The organism is Shewanella putrefaciens (assembly GCF_016406325.1).
Lineage (GTDB): Bacteria > Pseudomonadota > Gammaproteobacteria > Enterobacterales > Shewanellaceae > Shewanella > Shewanella putrefaciens.
This window is the reverse complement of sequence record NZ_CP066370.1, coordinates 252,058-271,810: the sequence shown is the minus strand read 5'-3', so window position 1 is coordinate 271,810 and position 19,753 is coordinate 252,058. Positions and strand designations below refer to the sequence as shown.

The window sequence follows — 19,753 nt, the reverse complement described above, 5'->3', positions numbered from 1 at the left end:
CAAAGTGCAAGGAAAATTGGGCTTATACTCGCGCTACATTAGCGATGACAAAACACCTAAATACAGATCTAGCCACCAATAGAGGCAAGATGTTGAGTGACACCAGTGATGCCTTGATGCAAGTAATGGGTTTCTTTCTTCTGGGCTAATTGGCCGTGCAGGCGTTCGATTAATTCCGCTTGCTGATCAGCATGCTGCAGTAGATCACGCAAATCGACACCGGACTCGGTAAAGAGGCATAAATGCAATTTCCCCTTTGCCGATACGCGTAAACGATTACAGGTAGCGCAGAAATTATTGGCATAGGGCATGATCAAGCCAATACGCCCCTTATAATCCGAGTGACTAAAGTTTTGCGCAGGACCATCGGAGGCGCTTGGCGTATCAAATTGCCAACCATCGGCCAATAATTGCGCCTTAATATCGGCCCCCGCTAAATGGTGGGCCTGAAAATACTCACGACCCAAACCCGTTTCCATCAGCTCGATAAAGCGTAGGTCAATTGGCGTGTGTTTAATCCAGTGTAAAAATCGCGGTAAATCTTTATCGTTTAAGCCTTTAAGCAGTACGGCATTAATTTTTACTCGCTCGAAACCTGCCGATAAAGCAGCATCAATCCCCCGCATCACTTCATCGAATTTATTTTCGCCCGTGATCTGGTAAAACATTTTGGGATCTAAGCTGTCAACGGACACATTAATACGACGTAAGCCCGCATCGAACCATTCTTTGGCATGCTTTTCGAGCCTATACCCATTAGTGGTAGTCGCAACAGTGTGAATACGCGGGTTATCGGCCACAACACGAATAATGTCGGTAAAATCTTTACGTAGGGTAGGCTCACCGCCCGTTATGCGGATTTTTTGAGTACCCACTTGGCTAAATGCAGACACGAGGTTTTCTATCTCATTAAGAGATAAGAATTTTGTTTTACCATCAGGATGATAACCATCTGGGAGACAGTAGCTGCATTTGAAGTTACAAACGTCTGTAACAGACATCCGTAAATAGTGAAATTTTCGACCAAAGCTGTCTTGTAATTGAGACATGATCACCTTTCCAAGTGTGGGAGGTGAGAGCATTTCTTTACTCACCCCGGTGGCATTATTACCACGGCTACACCTCCATATCTATTGACGTAGGTAGGCAAGCTCGGAGAACCGTCGCTGGTGATTATAAGCCTAAAGTCGTCCCTAGCTATACCCCTAAACAGGTATTTATTGGCCTAGATCAAACTAGCGTGAATAATCTGTGACAGTCCTCACCCAAAGATTTGTATTGAATTAGACTAAACAGCAGGTTGATACACTGTGCCCTAAGCCCTTTTTAAGGTAAGGTGAACATCAGTAATAAAACGCCCGTTTACAAACTACAACACCCAATAAAAATTGGGGAAACGTGAAGGAAGAGGTGAACAGATGGAACGCGAATCAATGGAATTCGATGTTGTTATTGTCGGTGCAGGGCCTGCTGGCTTGGCAACTGCGTGTCGATTAATGCAAATATCACAGGATTCAGGTAAAGAAATCACTGTTTGCGTGGTCGAAAAAGGCTCAGAAGTGGGCGCGCATATTCTATCAGGCGCAGTGTTCGAGACAAAAGTGCTCGACGAGCTATTCAGCGACTGGCGCGAAAAAGATGCCCCAATAAAAACCGCTGTCACCCACGACGAAATCTACCTGCTCAGCTCAGCCACCGACGGCCGAGTCATGCCTAATGCTTTTGTGCCAAAAACCATGCACAACGACGGCAATTTTATTATCAGCGTCGGTAATCTGTCCCGCTGGCTGGCTAGCCGCGCAGAAGAACTCGGTGTCGAAATATTCCCAGGGTTTGCTGCAAGTGAATTGTTATTTAACGAAGATAACAGCGTTAAAGGCATTTTAATTGGCGATATGGGCATAGGCGCTGACGGCGAGCCAAAAGATAGCTACATGCCAGGTATGGAGTTGCACGCTAAATATACTGTATTTTCTGAGGGTTGCCGTGGCCACTTAGGCAAGCAACTTATCGAAAAATACCATTTAGATAATGGTAAAACACCTCAGCATTATGGCTTAGGCTTTAAAGAAATTTGGAAAGTCCCCGCCGAGCAACATGAGCAAGGCAAAGTCGTTCACACTGGTGGCTGGCCATTAACCGAAGGCGCATCGGGTGGCGGCTTCCTTTATCACATGGAAGATAACCAAATTGCGGTCGGCCTTATTATTGATTTGAACTATAAAAATCCGCATCTGAGCCCATTTGACGAATTCCAGCGCTATAAAACCCACCCTGTGATTGCTAAGTATTTAACGGGTGGCGAACGCCTTAGTTATGGCGCCCGCGCGATTACTAAAGGCGGCTTAAACTCGCTACCTAAGATGAGCTTCCCCGGAGGCCTTATCATAGGTTGCAATGCGGGCACCTTGAACTTCGCTAAAATCAAAGGTACTCACACTGCGATGAAGAGTGGAATCGTTGCCGCTGAAACCTTAGCTACAGCCATGATGGCAGGCGTTGAGGGCGGTAAAGATCTTGACTGTTATCAAACTCACTTCGAAGAAAGCTGGCTGCACGAAGAATTGTATAAATCACGCAACTTTGGCCCTGCAATGCACAAGTTTGGCACCTATTTAGGCGGCGCCTTTAACTATATCGATCAAAACTGGTTTGGTGGAAAGTTCCCTATCACACTGCGTGATGAACACCCTGACTATGCGCAAATGGCACCTGTGAGCACTTACAGCAAGATTGATTATCCCAAACCCGATGGCAAACTCAGTTTCGATAAACTCTCCTCAGTATATCTGTCGAGCACTTACCATGAGGAAGATCAACCCTGCCATTTACGCCTAAAGGACAGCAGCATTCCACTGGGCATAAACCTCACCCAATTTAATGAGCCAGCACAGCGTTACTGCCCTGCCGGCGTATATGAAATTGTCGAAGAGGCGGGTCAGCCGAAGTTTGTGATCAATGCGCAAAACTGCATTCACTGCAAAACCTGCGATATCAAAGATCCCAGCCAAAACATCACTTGGGTTACGCCTGAGGGTGGTGGCGGCCCCAACTATCCGAATATGTAACAAATTAACAAAAAATGTAAACGAAGGCGCTCGATAGGGCGCCTTTTTTTCACCTTTAACACAAACAACTCACTTTTTTTGCTTGCCCTAACTCGCGACATTGGCCACAATTGCCGCACAAAAAGAGTGCGTTAAAAATCACCATTTCATTTCCGTCTATACTCTACATAATTAGATCTACCGCAAGACCAACAGGTTAGGTCAAATAAGTGTTCTATACGCTGTTTTATTCGGCAACTGACCCAGACTAAGGTTAACTTTTAACATTTCTGTCCGATAATAAATGTCGTACAAGAGTGCGTCGACCGATATCTCAAAACGTCCAACACAGGCATATTGATATTTATGATATTGAATAACCTCACTATTAAGCAGAAAATTCTGCTAACCGTGACATTTGCAGTACTGCTGTCGACCATACTCGTTGGAGTATTAAGCCAGAACAGTGCTAAGCGTGTCGTAGAACAACGTATGCTTGGGTCAGAAATGCCCAGCTTAATGATGCAAATCCGTAATAAAATTGAGTTGGATATCTCCAGCTTAATGAACGCCGCTGAACAACTCGCTAGCAGCCGCATGCTGCTTCAATGGCTAGAAAACGATCGACCTCAGGAGCAAGAAGCTCAAGTCGTTGCTCAGTTAAAGGACATCACCCTCCAATATAAGCTGGCACAAGCCTCCTACGCCGACAGACAAACGGCGGCTTATTACACTCAGGATGGGTTTCTACGCGTACTCACTCCTGCACAAGACGGTTGGTTTTTTGGTTACCGAGACAGTGGCCAAGAACGTATGCTAAACGTCTTCACAGAGGCAAATGGCGAGGTAAAACTCTTTATTAACTACCAACAACCTAATGGTCGTGGTTTAGTTGGTCTAGCCAAATCCCTCGATGATATGGTGCGTTTGCTTGGATCTTTTAAGATTGAAAAGACAGGTTTTGTTTATCTTGTTGATGCCAAAGGTGAGGTAAAACTGCACCCAGATACCAACCAAATAGGTAAGAGCACCCTAAACAATCTTTATAAAGATGCGAGTTCAAACTCCTTATTAAATCGCGGTGATTTCAATCTGATCAATACCAAGGTCAATGGTAAAGATATGCTAGTTGCCAGTAGTTATATCGCATCTATGGATTGGTATTTAGTGGCACAAGTGCCTGAAGCAGAAGTCTTCGCACTATTAGCAGACGCCGCTTATCAGATCTTAATCTGGACTCTGCTCATTGCTGCTGGCTTTATTGTGCTTGCAATCGCAGTAGCTGGATCGGTCAGCCGCCCAATCGCCCAAGTTGCCGCCATGTTCCGTGATATTGGTGAAGGTGAAGGTGATTTACGCCAACGCTTACCCGTCAATGGTGAAGATGAAATTGCGCAGCTTGCCAAAGGATTTAATAGCTTTATCAGCAAGATTCAGGAGTCTGTCATCGAAGTAGCACAAACCAGCGAACAGCTTGGTTTCTCTGCGAAGGATGTCTCGAATCAGGCGCAGCAAACCTTAGAAGATAGCCACGAACAGAAAGATCGCACCATGATGGTGGTAACGGCTATTAATGAGATGGGGGCGACTGTTAACGAAATCGCCAGCAATGCTGCCCAAGCTGCGGTTGCCGCCAGAGATGCAGATACCGAAGCCAGCAGCGGCCAAGTGGTGGTAACCCGTGCTCGCGATACCATTAACCAATTATCGAAAGACGTTGGCCAAGTGGGTGAAGTGATTGAGTCCCTCGCGACCCACACTAAATCCATCGGTGGTATTTTAGATGTGATCCGCGCTATCTCTGAGCAGACTAACTTGTTAGCCCTCAACGCAGCCATTGAAGCTGCACGTGCAGGTGAAGCCGGACGCGGTTTTGCGGTCGTGGCCGATGAAGTGCGTAACTTAGCATCACGTACTGCGGCATCGACCAATGAAGTACAAGGCATGATAGACAAGTTGCAATCAGAAGCAACCCGAGCCGTTAATGCGATGGCACAGAGTCGCACACGCTCCCACGAAGGTGTTGTAGCCGTTGATGAGGCAAGCCAATCTTTAGTTGGGATTAGTGATCGTATCGGCTTGATTAGCGATATGAATATCCAAGTGGCCGCCGCAACGGAAGAACAATCCACAGTGGTGGAGGATATCAACCGTAACGTCACTGAAATCAATGATATTACTCAACGTACGGCCAACACCGCACAAGCAGCGGCACAGGCAAGTTTAGCGTTAAACCAATTGGCCCATCGTTTAGATACTTTAGTGGCTAAGTTTAAGGTATAAATTTTATCCCATAAAAAACGCCTTAGATGCATCCATCTAAGGCGTTTTTCTTTGATGTCCAACAACATTAATCCATGGAAATAAATTTAATCGTGAGTGGATAGCGATACACTTGCCCTTCACTGGCTTTAATAATCCCAAGCACTGTACACACTAGATCCAAAATAGCGAGCACAATTAGGAAGATAAACCCAATACCGATAAAGGCCAGCACACCGCTGATAATCACATAAATCAGCAAACTCAATTTAAAGTTCAAACAACTACGACCACATTGATCGACAAATGCGGACTCTTCACGCTTCATCAGCCAAATGATCAAAGGACCAAGAATAGAGCCCAACGGCACTAAATACCCAATAAAACTCGACGCATACACGAGTAAGCCAAAATCTTTATCACTCTTTGTCACGGATTCAATCATAGGTCATCCCTGTTTTATCATTTTGAATATCAATACTTATATACCACTTGGCCCATATAAACGCATTTGCCAATCTTCTACTGTCTGCGAGGCTAAGCGGCGTTGCAAACTATTGATCCAACTCAGTGCCAATCCTTCGCATGAAGCTAAACGATCATAGGCACTGGCATTGAATGTTGGCGAAAAGTACAGTGACATAGCCTCGGCAACGCTGATATCAGTACGACGCTCAATCAATTCAATCCTATCGTGCAACTCAATAACCCCAGGAGTTAAAATTCTATAAAACCAACCACATAATTGGCTTTGCTGCATGGCGAGAGCAAATTCTCTGTGACCAAATTGTAGATTCAACTTAAAGCAAGGTGAACGTGGTTGAGTCACTTGCACTTTTACCGCGCCAATCTGTAAGATATCGCCAATATTAACTTGGGTTTCGTTCAGTCCAACGGTACTGATATTTTCTCCCATACTGGGTGCATCTTCGAACTGAGTGATTAAATCCCAACGACGATATTGGCCGTAATGCTCTCGGGGAAAATGATGTAGTACGCGATCAAGCCCGCCATGGTGTTTTGGATCGGCCTGAGCGTCCCCTTCTACATGGTCGATATGCACTAACAGTTGTTGAGCAGCTTGCTTACCATCAATCCCTGTCGCGACTCCTGCGACTTCTTGAAGCTGGGTTCCTAAGTACAATCCTGACAATTTATTAATTAACAGCTTTGACATCTGCAACTCCCAATCCATGACTCCTTTCGCATAAAGTCAGAGTGTAAACCGCGACATAACAGTAGCACAATCAAGCAACGCAATAACCCTAAACGACTCAATATGACTCAAAGCAGCGCCGAACAGCATCATGGATGATTCAATACCACTTGATTTCGACCCGCTGCTTTTGCCTGATACAAGGCCAGATCGGCACGTTTGATAAGATCTTCCGCTGGCTCTTGTGCTTGGTGCTCTGCGACGCCAATACTGGCAGTAATAGAGATGTGTAATCCATTCACTTTGATTTCCCGCAGAGAGATAAGGTCACGGATCTGTTCCGCAAATTCTGCAGCCCGACTTAAGTCCATTTCAGGAAGCAAAATTAAAAACTCCTCACCACCCCATCGACATAGGATATCCTGCGGCTGTAGTAAACCACGTAGCATGTTAGCCATGGTTTTTAACACTAAGTCCCCCATTCCATGCCCATAACTGTCATTCACTTTTTTAAAGTGGTCGATATCCAGCAAGAGTATTGAAATGGGTGATTGTGTCAGCTTCGCTTTATCTAACGCCTGCCTAAAGTACTCCTCAAACACCTGACGGTTAGCGGCGCCAGTGAGCTTATCGGTAGACGCCATCATTTCTAGCTTGCGCTGATAACGACCTAAGGTCATGTTTGAGATAAATAAAATACCCATAGTCACAATCAAACTCAGCGCCAGATTTCCCCAAAAAGTGTTAAGTAAATCTTGCTCTTGGGGAGCATCTTCCTGCTCAACAATCAAATACCATTTAAATTCAGATACTAAACGACTATTGAGATAAACTGTTTTTCCATTTTTCTTATAACTAAATGCCGCACTCGGACTCGTTAAAATACGTGTCGCCAATTGTTCTAGCCCAGTACTGGTCTGGAGTGAATCCGAACCATCATAGGCATCACCATGTAATGTGACATTACCTAATCTATCCGTGAAAAAAACGCGGCGGTTATAACGTTTTTGATAAAGTTCTACCAGTAATTTGACTTTCTCAACGGCTAAGCCAACACCGGTCACCCCAATAAATTTACCTTCAAAATCAAAAACTTTATAGTTTACAAATACAGTTGTCTTACTACGGTCTGCCGTATCGGCATCGATATTAATCTCATAATATTCGGATTCAGGTAAAGATCGCACCCGAAAATACCAAGCATCATCCGGTTCAACATCTTGAATTTGTTTTAAAATACCCGTGGAATGGTAATAGTTTCGACTCTTCTCTGACACAAAAAAACTCGTAACTGTGCCGTATTTTTCTTGAATTTCCTTAAGGTAACGAATGAGTTTTTCAGGCTCTTGTTCATGGTTTAAGGTCCAATCACGAACAAAGGTATCCTGCGCCATCAAAGATGAAATAAAGATCGGTCGTAACAAGTCCTGCTGAATTTCTGAGTAAATATTGTCACTCGTCAGAGGTAAAGTATTGCTCTCAATTTGTTGGCTGAGCGAATCGTGAGCCACTTTATAACTGATGCTACTGGTCACTAAAAAAGCAAATAATAACAATATAGATAAAAGCCAAATAAACTTCCTTCGCTCATTCCAAACATTATTGCCCATTCTCAACTCCAACCGCAGCGCGACACTTTGAGTAGCTTATTCTTTTTAACGCTTTTTCAGTTGCATAAATGTATCTCAATTGTGCAAGTACCGCACAACATTTCAGTAATGTGGATGTTCTGCGACAAAATCACTTTATGCTGTACAAAAAAATGCCCCGTTGGGGAAACGGGGCAAAACATGCGTACCACTAAGTGGGAGAGAAACACAGAAAAATGTTAAGGGACAATAGCGAATCGCCACTGTGGTCAAATTTACCAAGCCTAGATGACAAAAAGATGACTAATCCCAATCCATGCATCATTTATGACAAGGAGCCCTTAACCTCTAAATACCCTTTCAGTGCGTCCCCAGGGATAGAACTATCAGTTGCTACCGCAAATGCAGCCCATATAGCGCCCTCAGCCATTGCATCAGTGATCGATTGTCCGGAACACAGGCTGTGAATTAATCCGGCGGCATAAGCATCTCCAGCCCCCGTTGTGTCGACCACTTTTGCGGGTACCGCTTGGACATGTTGTACTTTATCTTTGGTATAAACATTTGCGCCATTAATACCATCCGTCACAATAAAATAACGTAATGAGTCACCGCCAATACTTTTGCCATATTCCCAAAAGGCGCTATCACAACGCCCTTGCATATCACTCATCGATGCGAGTAGTACATGGCAGGGTCTAGGTCTATCATCCTTCGCTAACTGGGCAACAACGAGACAATGATCTAGCGCTGTCTTTGCCCAACTAACAGTCCCCTCGGCCGAAGTATTAAAATACAACGCATCCCACTGCTGCCACTTAGGTGGAACAGACAATTCAAAAATAGGTCTTTGTGGACGAATAATCGTGCGTTCGCCATCAGGAGTCATAACAAGGAGCATTTCACAGGTATTTCCCGATCTTCGTTGCACTAAACGGCAATCGAGCCCTTGGGTGCTCGCTTCAGCAATGGCCCAATCTCCCATCTCGTCGCGCCCGACTTGACTGACCAGCGCCACTCGATGCCCAGCCCATACCAGTCCAAGCCCAGTATTAGCGCCTCCACCACCAAGCCTTTGACCACCATCTTGATAATGAAAGCGCCCTCCTGTTTTGAGTGGTTTATCCAGCAATAAAATTCGATCACAATTAAGATTTGCAACCAGTAAAATATTCGCCATTACAAGGCTCCATAGGACGATAAAGTAAAGCGCCTAAATGCAAGCCCCAATCTAGATCAAAACAGTGATAGGTACAATTCAATCCGTCACTGTGGATTTTACTGCGCCAACAAAACAGCCTAACACTATGACTAACATCGCTTTCGAGCGCCCTAAAACACACTTTCATCAATAAAATAGCCTATGCTCAATACTGGCTAATGGAGATATTGCATAACGAATAAAATAATGGGAGGTCGCGGTAATGATCGGCATGGTCAAAAAGAATATGATATGTCGAATAACAGAAAATAAGCATTTTTATCAATTTGTTAAATAAAACCAAAGAGCAGTCGGTCATAACTAAAGTAAACTAACTGCCCCTTGGAACCATTAACTAATCGACGGATGTGAGTGGCGATAACGAAGTAAACTTGACCTCTAATTGCCAATCAGAAATCGTCATCTCTGAAGGCTGCCAACTATCATCAACCCACTCATAGATTAAACCAGGATCTTCCTCTGCGTTAACCAACAAACGGCGCCCATCCTTCAATACAATTGTATAATCAAGGCCCTGTGCATCAACACTCTCTATATCCCCCAAAACAGCGTGATAAATGCTCGAAATGGCGCCTGTCGCTCTCACGGCATCGATATTTTCTGCACCACTGTAAAATCTTAATGCCCCATTGGTAGTAGGTTTATGAAATATAAACTCTTCAGTAACGCCCACAACGATCGACGGATCAAGTTCATACCAAGCGGGTATCCATAATGCGTTAATTGTCATCCCGTTATATCCTGCATAATAATTTTACGGACGGGATCATTCTGCCTTAACCCCGACAGAGAAAATACTCTTCAGGAATAAAATAATTTTAATCCCTGTAAGGGATAGCATCACTAAATTGAGCACATCACCTTCCTTGTAAGTTAACCCCAAACCAAAGGGTCATACCTGAGATGCTTTAAGCTCCAGCACTGATATTGGACTCAATTGGTCTTTCTGTTAGTTTGTAAAACACTTTACCTCAAACCGACACATTAAGCTGACAAAGTGATCCTGAGCTCAGTAATCGCGTATAGAGTCACACACGATAGATTAATCTTCCCATGCTTGCACCGCAGGCCGATAAATACGGAGTTTACTTATCTATGGATAAGCCCATAACGCAACCCCCTCAAACCCTTAAGCTCATTGGTGAAACTGAGGTCGGAAAGCGTCAAGAGCTCAAGCAATATTTTAATCAGACATGGGCTTTATATGAGTCACTGTTTGACTTGATCCAAGATGATAGCGCCTATTACCTCAAAGCTGAGCCGCTGCGCCACCCGTTAATCTTTTATTTTGGCCATACAGCCACTTTCTATATCAACAAGCTCAAACTCGGCAAATTTCTCGATGAGCGTGTAAACGACAACTTCGAATCCATGTTCGCCATTGGTGTAGATGAGATGTCTTGGGATGATTTGAACGAACAACATTATCCGTGGCCAGATGTGGCAGAAGTGCGAAGCTATCGCCAGCAAGTTAACGCCGTCGTCAATCGCGTTATTGATGAAATGCCCCTGACGTTACCTATCACTCAAAATAGCCCAGCCTGGATCATTTTGATGGGCATTGAGCATGAACGTATTCATTTAGAAACCTCATCGGTGATCATCCGCCAACTGCCGCTGGAATATGTCGCGCCCAACCACCTCTGGCCTGCGTGCCAAGACACCGCCCCTGCCGAGACCAACAGTTTATTGGCTGTAAAAGGGCAAAAAGTGACCTTAGGTAAAACCGAGCAAGACCAAACCTACGGCTGGGACAACGAATACGGCCATAAAATTTTTAACGTTAACGACTTTAAAGCGGCTAAATTCTTAGTATCAAATCAAGAGTATCTCGAATTCGTTGAGGCTGGCGGCTATCGCTCACCCCAATTTTGGAATGAAGAAGGCCAAGCTTGGCTTGCCTATACCCAAGCACAAATGCCGCGTTTTTGGCGCTTAAGACAAGATAAATGGTGGCAACGTAATTTAGCGGAAGAAATTCCGCTGCCATTAAACTGGCCTGTTGAAGTGAATCAGCTCGAAGCTAAAGCCTTCTGTAATTGGAAAGCCGAACAAAAGCAAAGCAATATACGTCTATTAACTGAAGCTGAGTGGTACATCTTACGCGAGAATGTGCCCGCCGATGCGCCCGATTGGCATGAAGTGCCGGGCAATATTGCTTTGGCTTATTACGCCTCTTCTTGCCCAGTGAATCGCTTCGAACATAATGGCTTTTTCGATATTGTCGGTAATGTTTGGCAATGGACAGAAAGCGCAATCGACGGTTTTGACGGCTTCGCCGTACACCCACTTTACGATGATTTCTCCACTCCAACCTTCGATGGTAAACATAATCTCATCAAAGGCGGCTCATGGATCTCGACGGGTAATGAGGCAATTGCTTCATCACGCTATGCGTTTCGTCGACATTTCTATCAACACGCGGGCTTTCGCTATGTGGAATCCACCCAAAATCCAGCTCAAATGGCCGAGGTCAATGTGTACGAAACGGATGAACTGATTTCCCAATACCTTGAATTCCACTATGGCGCCGAATATTTCGGGGTGGCTAACTTCTGCGTCAATGGTGTGCAGCAAGCGCTCAGTGAAATTCAGCTTAGCCATACCACCAAAGCCCTCGATATCGGCTGCTCCGTTGGGCGCGCGAGTTTCGAACTGGCAAAAGTGTTTGATCATGTTGATGGTATCGACTTCTCGGCGCGCTTTATTCAACAGGCCTATGCGCTGACAGAACAAGGTGAAAAACGTTACACCATACGTACCGAAGGCGACTTACAGGAATTTAAGAGTGCGAGTCTCGCGAAACTGGGATATGAGCTTGAGGCTAAAAAGGTCAACTTTATGCAAGGTGATGCCTGTAATTTAAAGCCCATCTACACAGGTTATGACTTGGTTTATGCCTCAAACCTTATCGACAGGTTGAACGATCCTAAGCACTTTTTAACCAGTATTGCCCAGCGGATTAATCAAGGTGGATACCTTGTCATTGCCTCGCCATACACTTGGCTTGAAGATTATACGCCCAAGGATAAATGGTTAGGTGGCGTTAAGATCAAAGGGGAGAACTTCACCACCTTAGATGGCTTGACCGAAACCTTAATTGGACAATTTGAGCTGGTCGCAGTGAAGGAAATCCCCTTCGTGATCCGCGAGACTAAACGTAAATTCCAACACTCCATTTCGGAAATGACAATTTGGCGTAAGCGTTCATAATTCTTTATTAGATAACTTAAAAGGTAAAAAATATCCGCCAGAGCTCCATTTCTGGCGGATATACAACATCGAGCTCAGTCACATTTACAGCACCAACTAAGGTGAGAACACTGTAAATGCAGCGAAAAATACCTACACCTTAAACTGTGCCGTTGTTAAACCAAGCTGATTTGCTAACCCCAACAGACTCCGCGTACTCGCTGCCACTTGGCTGATAGCCGCACTATTTTCCTCCGCCGCCACGCTTAAGCCAGCAATCCCCTGCGCAATTGTCGCTGAAACCGTTGTTTGTTCTTCCGCAGCGGTTGCGGTTTGAATCATTAATGCCTTTAAGGTTTCTAAGCGCAAAGCAATATCATCCACAGCCGCTTGCATTCCATCGGCATCTTCTGCAGTTTTAGAGGCTTCAGTGGAACACGTTACGCTATGCAACGCCAGCACACCTGACTGTTGCTGAATACCTTTTAACACTTGCCCAATATCCTGAGTTGCTAACTGAACCTTCACCGCTAACTGACGCACCTCATCGGCCACCACCGCAAATCCACGACCATGCTCGCCAGCTCTCGCAGCTTCAATCGCCGCATTAAGAGACAAGAGATTAGTTTGTTCTGCAATCGCATTTATCACCGCCAATACTGAACCGATTTTCTGACTATCCGCCTCAAGACTGCCCACCTGTTGATGGATAGTCGCAAAACTGTTCAAGGTTACTTTTAAGCTTTTACGAGTACTGGCTAAGTTTTGAGAAAGAATTTCACTCGAATGGGTACAGGCGGACACTTCATCGGAGGACCTCATCGTATTGGTGCTGATTTCGGCTGCGGCATAACTCATTTCTTCAACCGCTGTGGCCAGCATATCGGTTTCTTTGGCCTGCATCTGAATACTGCAATCGGCTTGACTCATAGCTGCAGAGTTTTGTTCGGCGGCGGATTCAAGTTCATGCCCAACACCCACCAGCTGACTGATGATTTCTTTAAGCTTAGTTTGCATCCGCGCCAACCAACTCATCAGGTGATTATCCGTTTGAATATGCGGTAAATGATGAGTTAAATCACCAGAGGCGATCATACTGGTCAAGTTGCACATGTCCTCAGGCTCACCGCCGAGCGGCTTTAATACAAATCCTGTGACTAACTTCGCGGCAGCGAACGCCAACACTAAGGCGGCCACACATACAGATAAACCAATAAACAGCATGCGGTAGGCGGGAGCTGCAATTTCACTCACATCAATTTCAGCCATCAACCCCCAACGTAAACCAAGCTCAACGACGGGAGAATAAGCAGATAATACAGGATTATTATTGTAATCATTCACTTGCATCACCCCTGTTTTACCTGCCAGCGCCTCCTTCACCGCCTGTGTATCGACACCATTCTGAGCTACCGTTCCCGCAAAAGAAGCCGTAACAGTGCGATTAACTGGGTCGAGAAAAGAATCGGAGCGCATACGATTATTTGGACCTATGAGATAAGTTTCACCGCTTTGCCCCATACCTTCACGAATTTGCATAACTCGATTAATGCGGTCGATAGATACCTGAGCCGCCACGACTAACCTTTGCTGATTGAACTGAATCGACTGGCCAATAAATGCCGCTGGTTGACCATTTGAAGGCGCGTATGCGGAAAAATCTTGCAACAATACAGTACCCGCCGATCCCAATGCCTTATTAAATAATTGTGCTAATCCCGAATCATGGAAGGGCCCTGTACGCAAATTGGTACCGAAATCAGACTCTTTCTCAACTGTATATAAAACGGTGCCATCATCACGAATAATAAACAGATCATAAAAACCGAGAGATTTATTTAAGGACTGCAAGGTTTGATCTATGTCGGTAAGAGTATCGAGGTTTTTTTGGCTGGCGATTACGGCGCTGACGGCCTGAAGATTATCGGAAAAGTCCTGAAACATACTCACAATTTGCCGCTGCTTGATCTCACGCACAGCCACTAAACGAGACTGAGCCTCGGCAAACAATTCATCCCGAGCAATATAAGTTACTATTGCTGTAGCAAAAATGAGGGGTAATAGGACAATTAATAAACTGATAAGCTGAATTTTACGAGTAAAACCCATGGAGGACTCCTTGTCATGCTTCGAATTCTATTCCTTCGCTCTTTACAGAATCAAACCTGCCATAACACTATAGAAGAAGAATCTCAGCGAAACAAAGTAGTACCGACTATTTTCATCAAAAGCTGACTAAAATGCCTCCAAGTCATTATTTTTAAATAAAAATAATGACTAATAACTTTAAATGACAATCAACTGTCGTCGACCACTTCAACTAAAATAATAAAGTGGGAAATTGGCGATAAACTGGACATTAGCATCAACGTATATTGAATGCGTACATCCACGCGGCAAACAACGCATTGAAATTTATCAAAAATGCATATAAATTCATCTAAAGCCAATTTATAGAGGATTAATAATGAGTTTACTCGAGCAAGTGTCAGTATCGAAAAAAGCCAATATCTACTTTGACGGCAAAGTAGCTAGCCGTAGTGTATTTTTAGCCGATGGCAGTAAGCAAACCTTAGGTGTTGTATTACCCGGGGAATATGAGTTCTCGACTTCCCAAGGCGAAGTCATGGAAGTCACCAGTGGCCGCTTTGAGGTGTTGTTACCGGAGAGTACTGTATGGCAAGAGTTTAGTGAAGGAACGCAATTTGAGCTTGCCGCGAATGTTAGCTTCAAAATCCGCAATACTGCCATTGCTGAATATTGCTGTAGTTACCTCTAATCATCTTAGTTAATTTCAATACTAATGGTTAATCGAACGCTCACAGTGAAAATTTTCTCTGCACTGTGAGTATGCTGCTCCACCCGACGATTTATCCTTTCCACAATTTCACCATCTGTATGCCTTATTTATCTGATATGCTATCAATCTGGTTGCTTTATTAAGTAACTGTTTTATTATGCAAAACTAGGTCAACGTAACACTCCCAACGTAAAGCTGGCTAATCGAGCGCGTTAACGTCACCGATAAAACCAAAACTAGACGACCGGTCTAATTTGATTTATGCTAGGCGCCATGAAAACTGAAACTCAATCCACTCGCCAGCACATTCTGGACATCGGCTATAAGCTGATTGTACGAAAAGGCTTCTCCTGCGTCGGCCTCTCTTTGCTATTGCAAGAAGCCGAAGTGCCTAAAGGCTCGTTTTATCATTACTTCAAATCCAAAGAACAATTTGGTGAAGCACTCATCACTGATTATTTCGAAAAATATCAGTTAGATTTAGATACATTGTTTAATAACTCAACACTAACAGGCTATGAACGTTTGATGCAGTACTGGCAACAATGGTTGCATGTACAGACAGATGGATGCGTCGATCAAAAGTGTTTAGTCGTCAAACTCAGCGCCGAAGTGGCCGATTTATCCGAAGCCATGCGCCTGGCTTTACTTCAAGGTTCCGCAGGCATCATCGACAGGTTAACCACTTGTGTTCAAGTGGGCATAACCGATAAATCAATCGCCGAGCAAGATCCACAATCGACCGCTGAAATGTTATATCACATGTGGTTAGGCGCCAGCTTAATGAACAAATTAGGCCACAGTCCTGCCGCGCTCGAACGTGCACTCGTAACGACTGAAGCCATTTTAACACCCAAAACGGTTCCTTAATTTAAACCGACTCAAAACTAATATTGGCTGATATCGATTGGCCTAGATTTTTAAAGAATTTATTTTTACGCCCCTAAATTAGACGACTGGTCTACTAACATAAGGGGCAACTTATTAACGAAATAACAGGAATACATTATCCATGCTAAATTTTAACTACTACAACCCGACCCGCATCCGTTTTGGTAAAGACACTATCGCCGAAATTGATTCCTTAGTACCGAGCGATGCTAAAGTGATGATCCTCTTTGGTGGCAGCAGTGCTAGAAAAACAGGCACGTTAGACGAAGTTAAACAATCATTGGGTAATCGTTTCGTTGTCGAGTTCGATGGCATTGAGCCAAACCCAACCTATGAAACCTTAATGAAAGCCGTCGCCCAAGTGCGTGAGCAGAATATCGACTTCCTCCTCGCGGTTGGCGGTGGTTCGGTTATCGATGGCACTAAATTTGTTGCCGCTGCAGCTGTATTCGAAGGTGAACCTTGGGATATTCTCACGAGCTGGGGCGCAAAAGTGACTCAAGCCATGCCTTTTGGCTCAGTGTTAACCTTACCTGCGACTGGTTCCGAGATGAACAATGCCAGCGTAGTGACCCGTAAATCACTACAGGCTAAACTGCCATTCCGTAATGATTTGGTTTATCCACAATTCTCAATACTCGATCCAACGAAAACCTTCACTCTGCCAGAACGCCAAGTGGCTAACGGTGTGGTCGATGCTTTTGTACATATCACAGAGCAATACCTCACTTACCCAGCTAATGCCGCCGTGCAGGACAGATTTGCCGAAGGTCTTTTACAAACCTTGATTGAGCTTGGTCCACAAGTGCTAGTTCAACCAGAAGATTACGACATTCGCGCTAACTTAATGTGGGTTGCCACTATGGCACTCAACGGCACGATTGGCGTCGGCGTTCCTCACGACTGGGCAACACATATGATTGGCCATGAACTGACTGCACTTTACGATATCGACCATGCGCGTACATTGGCAATCGTATTGCCTGCTCTGCTGCAATGCACAAAAGAGGCTAAACGCGAAAAGTTACTCCAATACGCAGACCGAGTGTGGCACATCAACACAGGTACAGATGACGAGCGTATCGATGCTGCCATTGCAAAAACTAAGGCTTTCTTCGAAGCCATGGGCATACCGACGCATCTATCTGCCTATGATCTTGATGCCAGCCACGTTGATACCGTCGTAAAACAGCTTGAACAGCACGGTATGGTGGCGCTTGGCGAACATGGCAACATTGACCCAACCATGAGCCATAAGATTTTGACCTTAGCCCTATAACGTCAAATGGTATCCTGATTGCACTAAACCAAAAGCTCACACATATTGATGTGAGAAACTAAGGTAAAGGTATGAAAATGAATATATTAATGGTACTCACGTCGCACGATAAACTCGGTGATACGGGGTTAAAAACCGGCTTTTGGCTAGAAGAATTCGCCTCACCTTTTTATGTTTTTAAAGATAAAGGTTTTGACATTACCTTAACCTCACCACTGGGCGGTCAACCACCACTCGATCCTAAAAGTGATGAGCCAGACTTTCAGACCGAAGCCACTGCGCGCTTTAGCAAAGATCCTGAGGCGCAAGCACTGCTAGCAAATACCACTCGCTTAAGTGCAATCAATGCAGCCGATTATGATGCGGTTTTCTATCCGGGCGGTCACGGCCCACTGTGGGATCTTGCCGAAGATAAACATTCTATCGTCTTGATTGAACAGTTTTATCAAGCCAATAAACCCCTAGGGCTCGTATGTCATGCGCCTGCTGCATTGCTGCACCCTAAAACCAGTGATGGCAAGCCATTGGTCAGCGGCAAGCGTGTTACCGGTTTCAGCAACTCTGAAGAAGAAGCCGTGCAACTCACTCATGTCGTGCCATTTTTGGTTGAAGACATGCTGCAGAAAAATGGTGGCAATTATGTCAAAGGTGATGACTGGACAGGCTTTGTTGTCGCAGATGGCCATTTGATCACAGGCCAAAATCCGGGATCATCCGAAGCCGTAGCCGAAACCATAGTTGCGCAATTGAATGCGAGAGGCTAAGCGATAAATACGCGACGCTCAGCTTAAAATGAACAAAGGCAGGCGCACAAGTGTACTAAATGCGTTAAAAAGGGCTATCGCACCATAATGGTGCGATAGCCAAAATGTACTCTCACTGTTCAAAGGAAAGCCCATGATCACCTTGCACCATCTCAATAAATCACGCTCTAAACGTATCATCTGGTTGCTAGAGGAACTCGGTCAACCTTATGAAATTAAGCGTTATCAACGTGATAGCCAGACTTTTCTCGCACCACCCGAACTTAAGCAAATTCATCCGCTAGGCAAATCACCCGTTATCGAAATGGACGGTCAAGTGATCGCCGAGTCGGGTGCGATTACCGAATATCTTATTGAAAAATATGCGGCGGATACCTTAGCCCCCGCCAGAGACAGCGCAGACTATGTCAGTTATCTGCAATGGCTGCACTTTGCCGAAAGCTCAGCCATGCTGCCTTTGTTACTGCGTATGTTCGTGCAAAAAGATGGCTGTAAAACCAATTTCCTTGAAGGTTATGCGGCGACTGAAGTCAGTAAAATTAGCCACTACTTCAATGATATGTTAGCAGGCAAAACCTATCTTGTTGCAGACAAGCTCACAGGTGCGGATATTATGATGTCCTTCGTGGTAGAGCTACTGGCTAACAGTGGCGATCTCGTGAAATTTGAACATATTCAACGGTATGCTACTCAATTATCCCAACATAGTGCTTGGAATAAGGCAAACCAAATAGAGCAAAGCCTCGATATTAGCCTATAAAATACCAGTAGAATTCAGGCCTATAAGGGCCTGAATTATCTTTCTACCATCCCCTTTTCGATAATCATCTCAGCCCAAATATTTGTCAGTCCTAGGCAAATTCAACTCACTACTTGGCGAAATAAACACCATGATTTTTGATAAAAAAGGGACTAATCTTGATTAACTTTATCTGTACGTCACAAGGACTTTAGCATGCGCGCATTCACACTCATCGGCTTATTGCTGCTCAGCATGCAGGCACAGGCCACGATTTACAAATGGGTCGATAAAGATGGAAAAGTCCACTACTCAGATGAGCCTAGAGCCAATGCAGAAGTCGTTGAACTAAATGAAAAAACACTCAACCAAATTGCCTTACCTCCTGTAAAGATAGGATCAGATAATAACAATCAAGTGATTGAAGACATTCAGTATCAAATCAACATCATCTCTCCGGAAGAAGAAGCCACAGTTAGAGATAATAATGGGGATTTTGAAGTGGTTGCGACTGTCAGTCCAGAAATAAAAAGCCAATTCCTAATGCAGTTAAAACTCAATGGCCAAATCATTGCGCCCCCTCAAGTTGGCGGTAGATTTAAGTTGACCAACATTGATAGGGGCGAACACACCATTATTGTGGACGCCATGACTCAAAACGGCAAAGTCTTTGCATCAAGCTCACCAAGAAAGATATTTCTTCATCAAGCAGCAATGGCTCCGCATCCAAAGAAACAACCAAAATCCAATTAAAACATATAATAACAACGGATTAGGTTACTCAGGAAAAATTGAACTGTTTGATGAAGTCG

16 protein-coding genes and 1 riboswitch are annotated in these 19,753 nt (G+C 44.5%); of the genes, 9 read left to right on the top strand and 7 right to left on the bottom strand.

Translation table 11 applies throughout. The features are described 5' to 3' along the window. Positions 1–68: 68 nt before the first annotated feature. Positions 69–1,049, bottom strand: a complete 981-nt coding sequence (gene moaA, locus JEZ96_RS01275) for a GTP 3',8-cyclase MoaA (RefSeq protein ID WP_061782974.1) — start codon at positions 1,047–1,049, stop codon at positions 69–71. Next, a riboswitch (molybdenum cofactor riboswitch) is annotated at positions 1,037–1,170 on the bottom strand. Its footprint overlaps the gene before it by 13 nt. Positions 1,171–1,418: 248 nt before the next feature. Here moaA and JEZ96_RS01270 point away from each other — a divergent pair. Beyond that, positions 1,419–3,068, top strand: a complete 1,650-nt coding sequence (locus JEZ96_RS01270; protein WP_014609625.1) for an electron transfer flavoprotein-ubiquinone oxidoreductase — start codon at positions 1,419–1,421, stop codon at positions 3,066–3,068. Between the two features lie 345 nt (positions 3,069–3,413). Further along, on the top strand, positions 3,414–5,330 hold the full coding sequence (locus tag JEZ96_RS01265) for a methyl-accepting chemotaxis protein (protein ID WP_025008016.1): 1,917 nt from the start codon (positions 3,414–3,416) through the stop codon (positions 5,328–5,330). A 67-nt stretch (positions 5,331–5,397) separates the two neighbouring features. Here JEZ96_RS01265 and JEZ96_RS01260 read toward each other — a convergent pair whose 3' ends face one another. The 5 genes from JEZ96_RS01260 to JEZ96_RS01240 all read right to left on the bottom strand — a co-directional run bounded on the left by JEZ96_RS01260 (position 5,398) and on the right by JEZ96_RS01240 (position 10,006). Next, positions 5,398–5,754, bottom strand: coding sequence for a DUF4870 domain-containing protein (locus JEZ96_RS01260; protein WP_011787638.1), 357 nt, complete (start codon positions 5,752–5,754; stop codon positions 5,398–5,400). A 36-nt stretch (positions 5,755–5,790) separates the two neighbouring features. Then, positions 5,791–6,486 (bottom strand): MOSC domain-containing protein, encoded by a 696-nt coding sequence (locus JEZ96_RS01255; protein ID WP_011787637.1) that lies wholly within the window; start codon positions 6,484–6,486, stop codon positions 5,791–5,793. Positions 6,487–6,614: 128 nt separating this feature from the next. After that, a complete protein-coding gene (locus JEZ96_RS01250; RefSeq protein ID WP_011787636.1) occupies positions 6,615–8,075 on the bottom strand; it encodes a sensor domain-containing diguanylate cyclase in 1,461 nt (486 codons plus the stop codon). A 304-nt stretch (positions 8,076–8,379) separates the two neighbouring features. Next, on the bottom strand, positions 8,380–9,234 hold the full coding sequence (locus JEZ96_RS01245; protein WP_014609623.1) for a PfkB family carbohydrate kinase: 855 nt from the start codon (positions 9,232–9,234) through the stop codon (positions 8,380–8,382). A gap of 376 nt (positions 9,235–9,610) precedes the next feature. Beyond that, positions 9,611–10,006, bottom strand: a complete 396-nt coding sequence (locus JEZ96_RS01240; RefSeq protein WP_011787634.1) for a hypothetical protein — start codon at positions 10,004–10,006, stop codon at positions 9,611–9,613. Positions 10,007–10,371: 365 nt separating this feature from the next. Here JEZ96_RS01240 and ovoA point away from each other — a divergent pair, with 365 nt between their 5' ends. Further along, a complete protein-coding gene (ovoA, locus tag JEZ96_RS01235) occupies positions 10,372–12,489 on the top strand; it encodes a 5-histidylcysteine sulfoxide synthase (RefSeq protein ID WP_061782976.1) in 2,118 nt (705 codons plus the stop codon). A gap of 132 nt (positions 12,490–12,621) precedes the next feature. Here the strand turns inward: ovoA and JEZ96_RS01230 are convergent, their stop codons facing one another. Beyond that, the gene (locus JEZ96_RS01230) at positions 12,622–14,577 is read right to left on the bottom strand and encodes a methyl-accepting chemotaxis protein (protein ID WP_061782977.1); all 1,956 of its coding nucleotides are present in this window, start codon (positions 14,575–14,577) and stop codon (positions 12,622–12,624) included. 358 nt (positions 14,578–14,935) lie between these two features. Here JEZ96_RS01230 and ppnP point away from each other — a divergent pair, with 358 nt between their 5' ends. From ppnP to JEZ96_RS01200, 6 genes are all read left to right on the top strand, one after another. Further along, positions 14,936–15,247: a pyrimidine/purine nucleoside phosphorylase gene (gene ppnP, locus JEZ96_RS01225; RefSeq protein ID WP_011787628.1), complete on the top strand. Its 312-nt coding sequence runs from the start codon at positions 14,936–14,938 to the stop codon at positions 15,245–15,247. A 294-nt stretch (positions 15,248–15,541) separates the two neighbouring features. Further along, positions 15,542–16,138, top strand: a complete 597-nt coding sequence (locus JEZ96_RS01220) for a TetR/AcrR family transcriptional regulator (protein ID WP_014609619.1) — start codon at positions 15,542–15,544, stop codon at positions 16,136–16,138. Positions 16,139–16,280: 142 nt separating this feature from the next. Beyond that, positions 16,281–17,438 carry an iron-containing alcohol dehydrogenase gene (locus JEZ96_RS01215; protein WP_025008014.1) on the top strand — a complete coding sequence of 386 codons (1,158 nt, stop codon included), beginning with the start codon at positions 16,281–16,283 and terminating at the stop codon, positions 17,436–17,438. A 71-nt stretch (positions 17,439–17,509) separates the two neighbouring features. Beyond that, positions 17,510–18,202 (top strand): type 1 glutamine amidotransferase domain-containing protein, encoded by a 693-nt coding sequence (locus JEZ96_RS01210; RefSeq protein ID WP_198779843.1) that lies wholly within the window; start codon positions 17,510–17,512, stop codon positions 18,200–18,202. A gap of 133 nt (positions 18,203–18,335) precedes the next feature. After that, positions 18,336–18,962 (top strand): glutathione S-transferase family protein, encoded by a 627-nt coding sequence (locus tag JEZ96_RS01205; protein ID WP_025008013.1) that lies wholly within the window; start codon positions 18,336–18,338, stop codon positions 18,960–18,962. A 195-nt stretch (positions 18,963–19,157) separates the two neighbouring features. Continuing rightward, positions 19,158–19,694: a DUF4124 domain-containing protein gene (locus tag JEZ96_RS01200; RefSeq protein WP_061782979.1), complete on the top strand. Its 537-nt coding sequence runs from the start codon at positions 19,158–19,160 to the stop codon at positions 19,692–19,694. Positions 19,695–19,753: the final 59 nt, after the last annotated feature.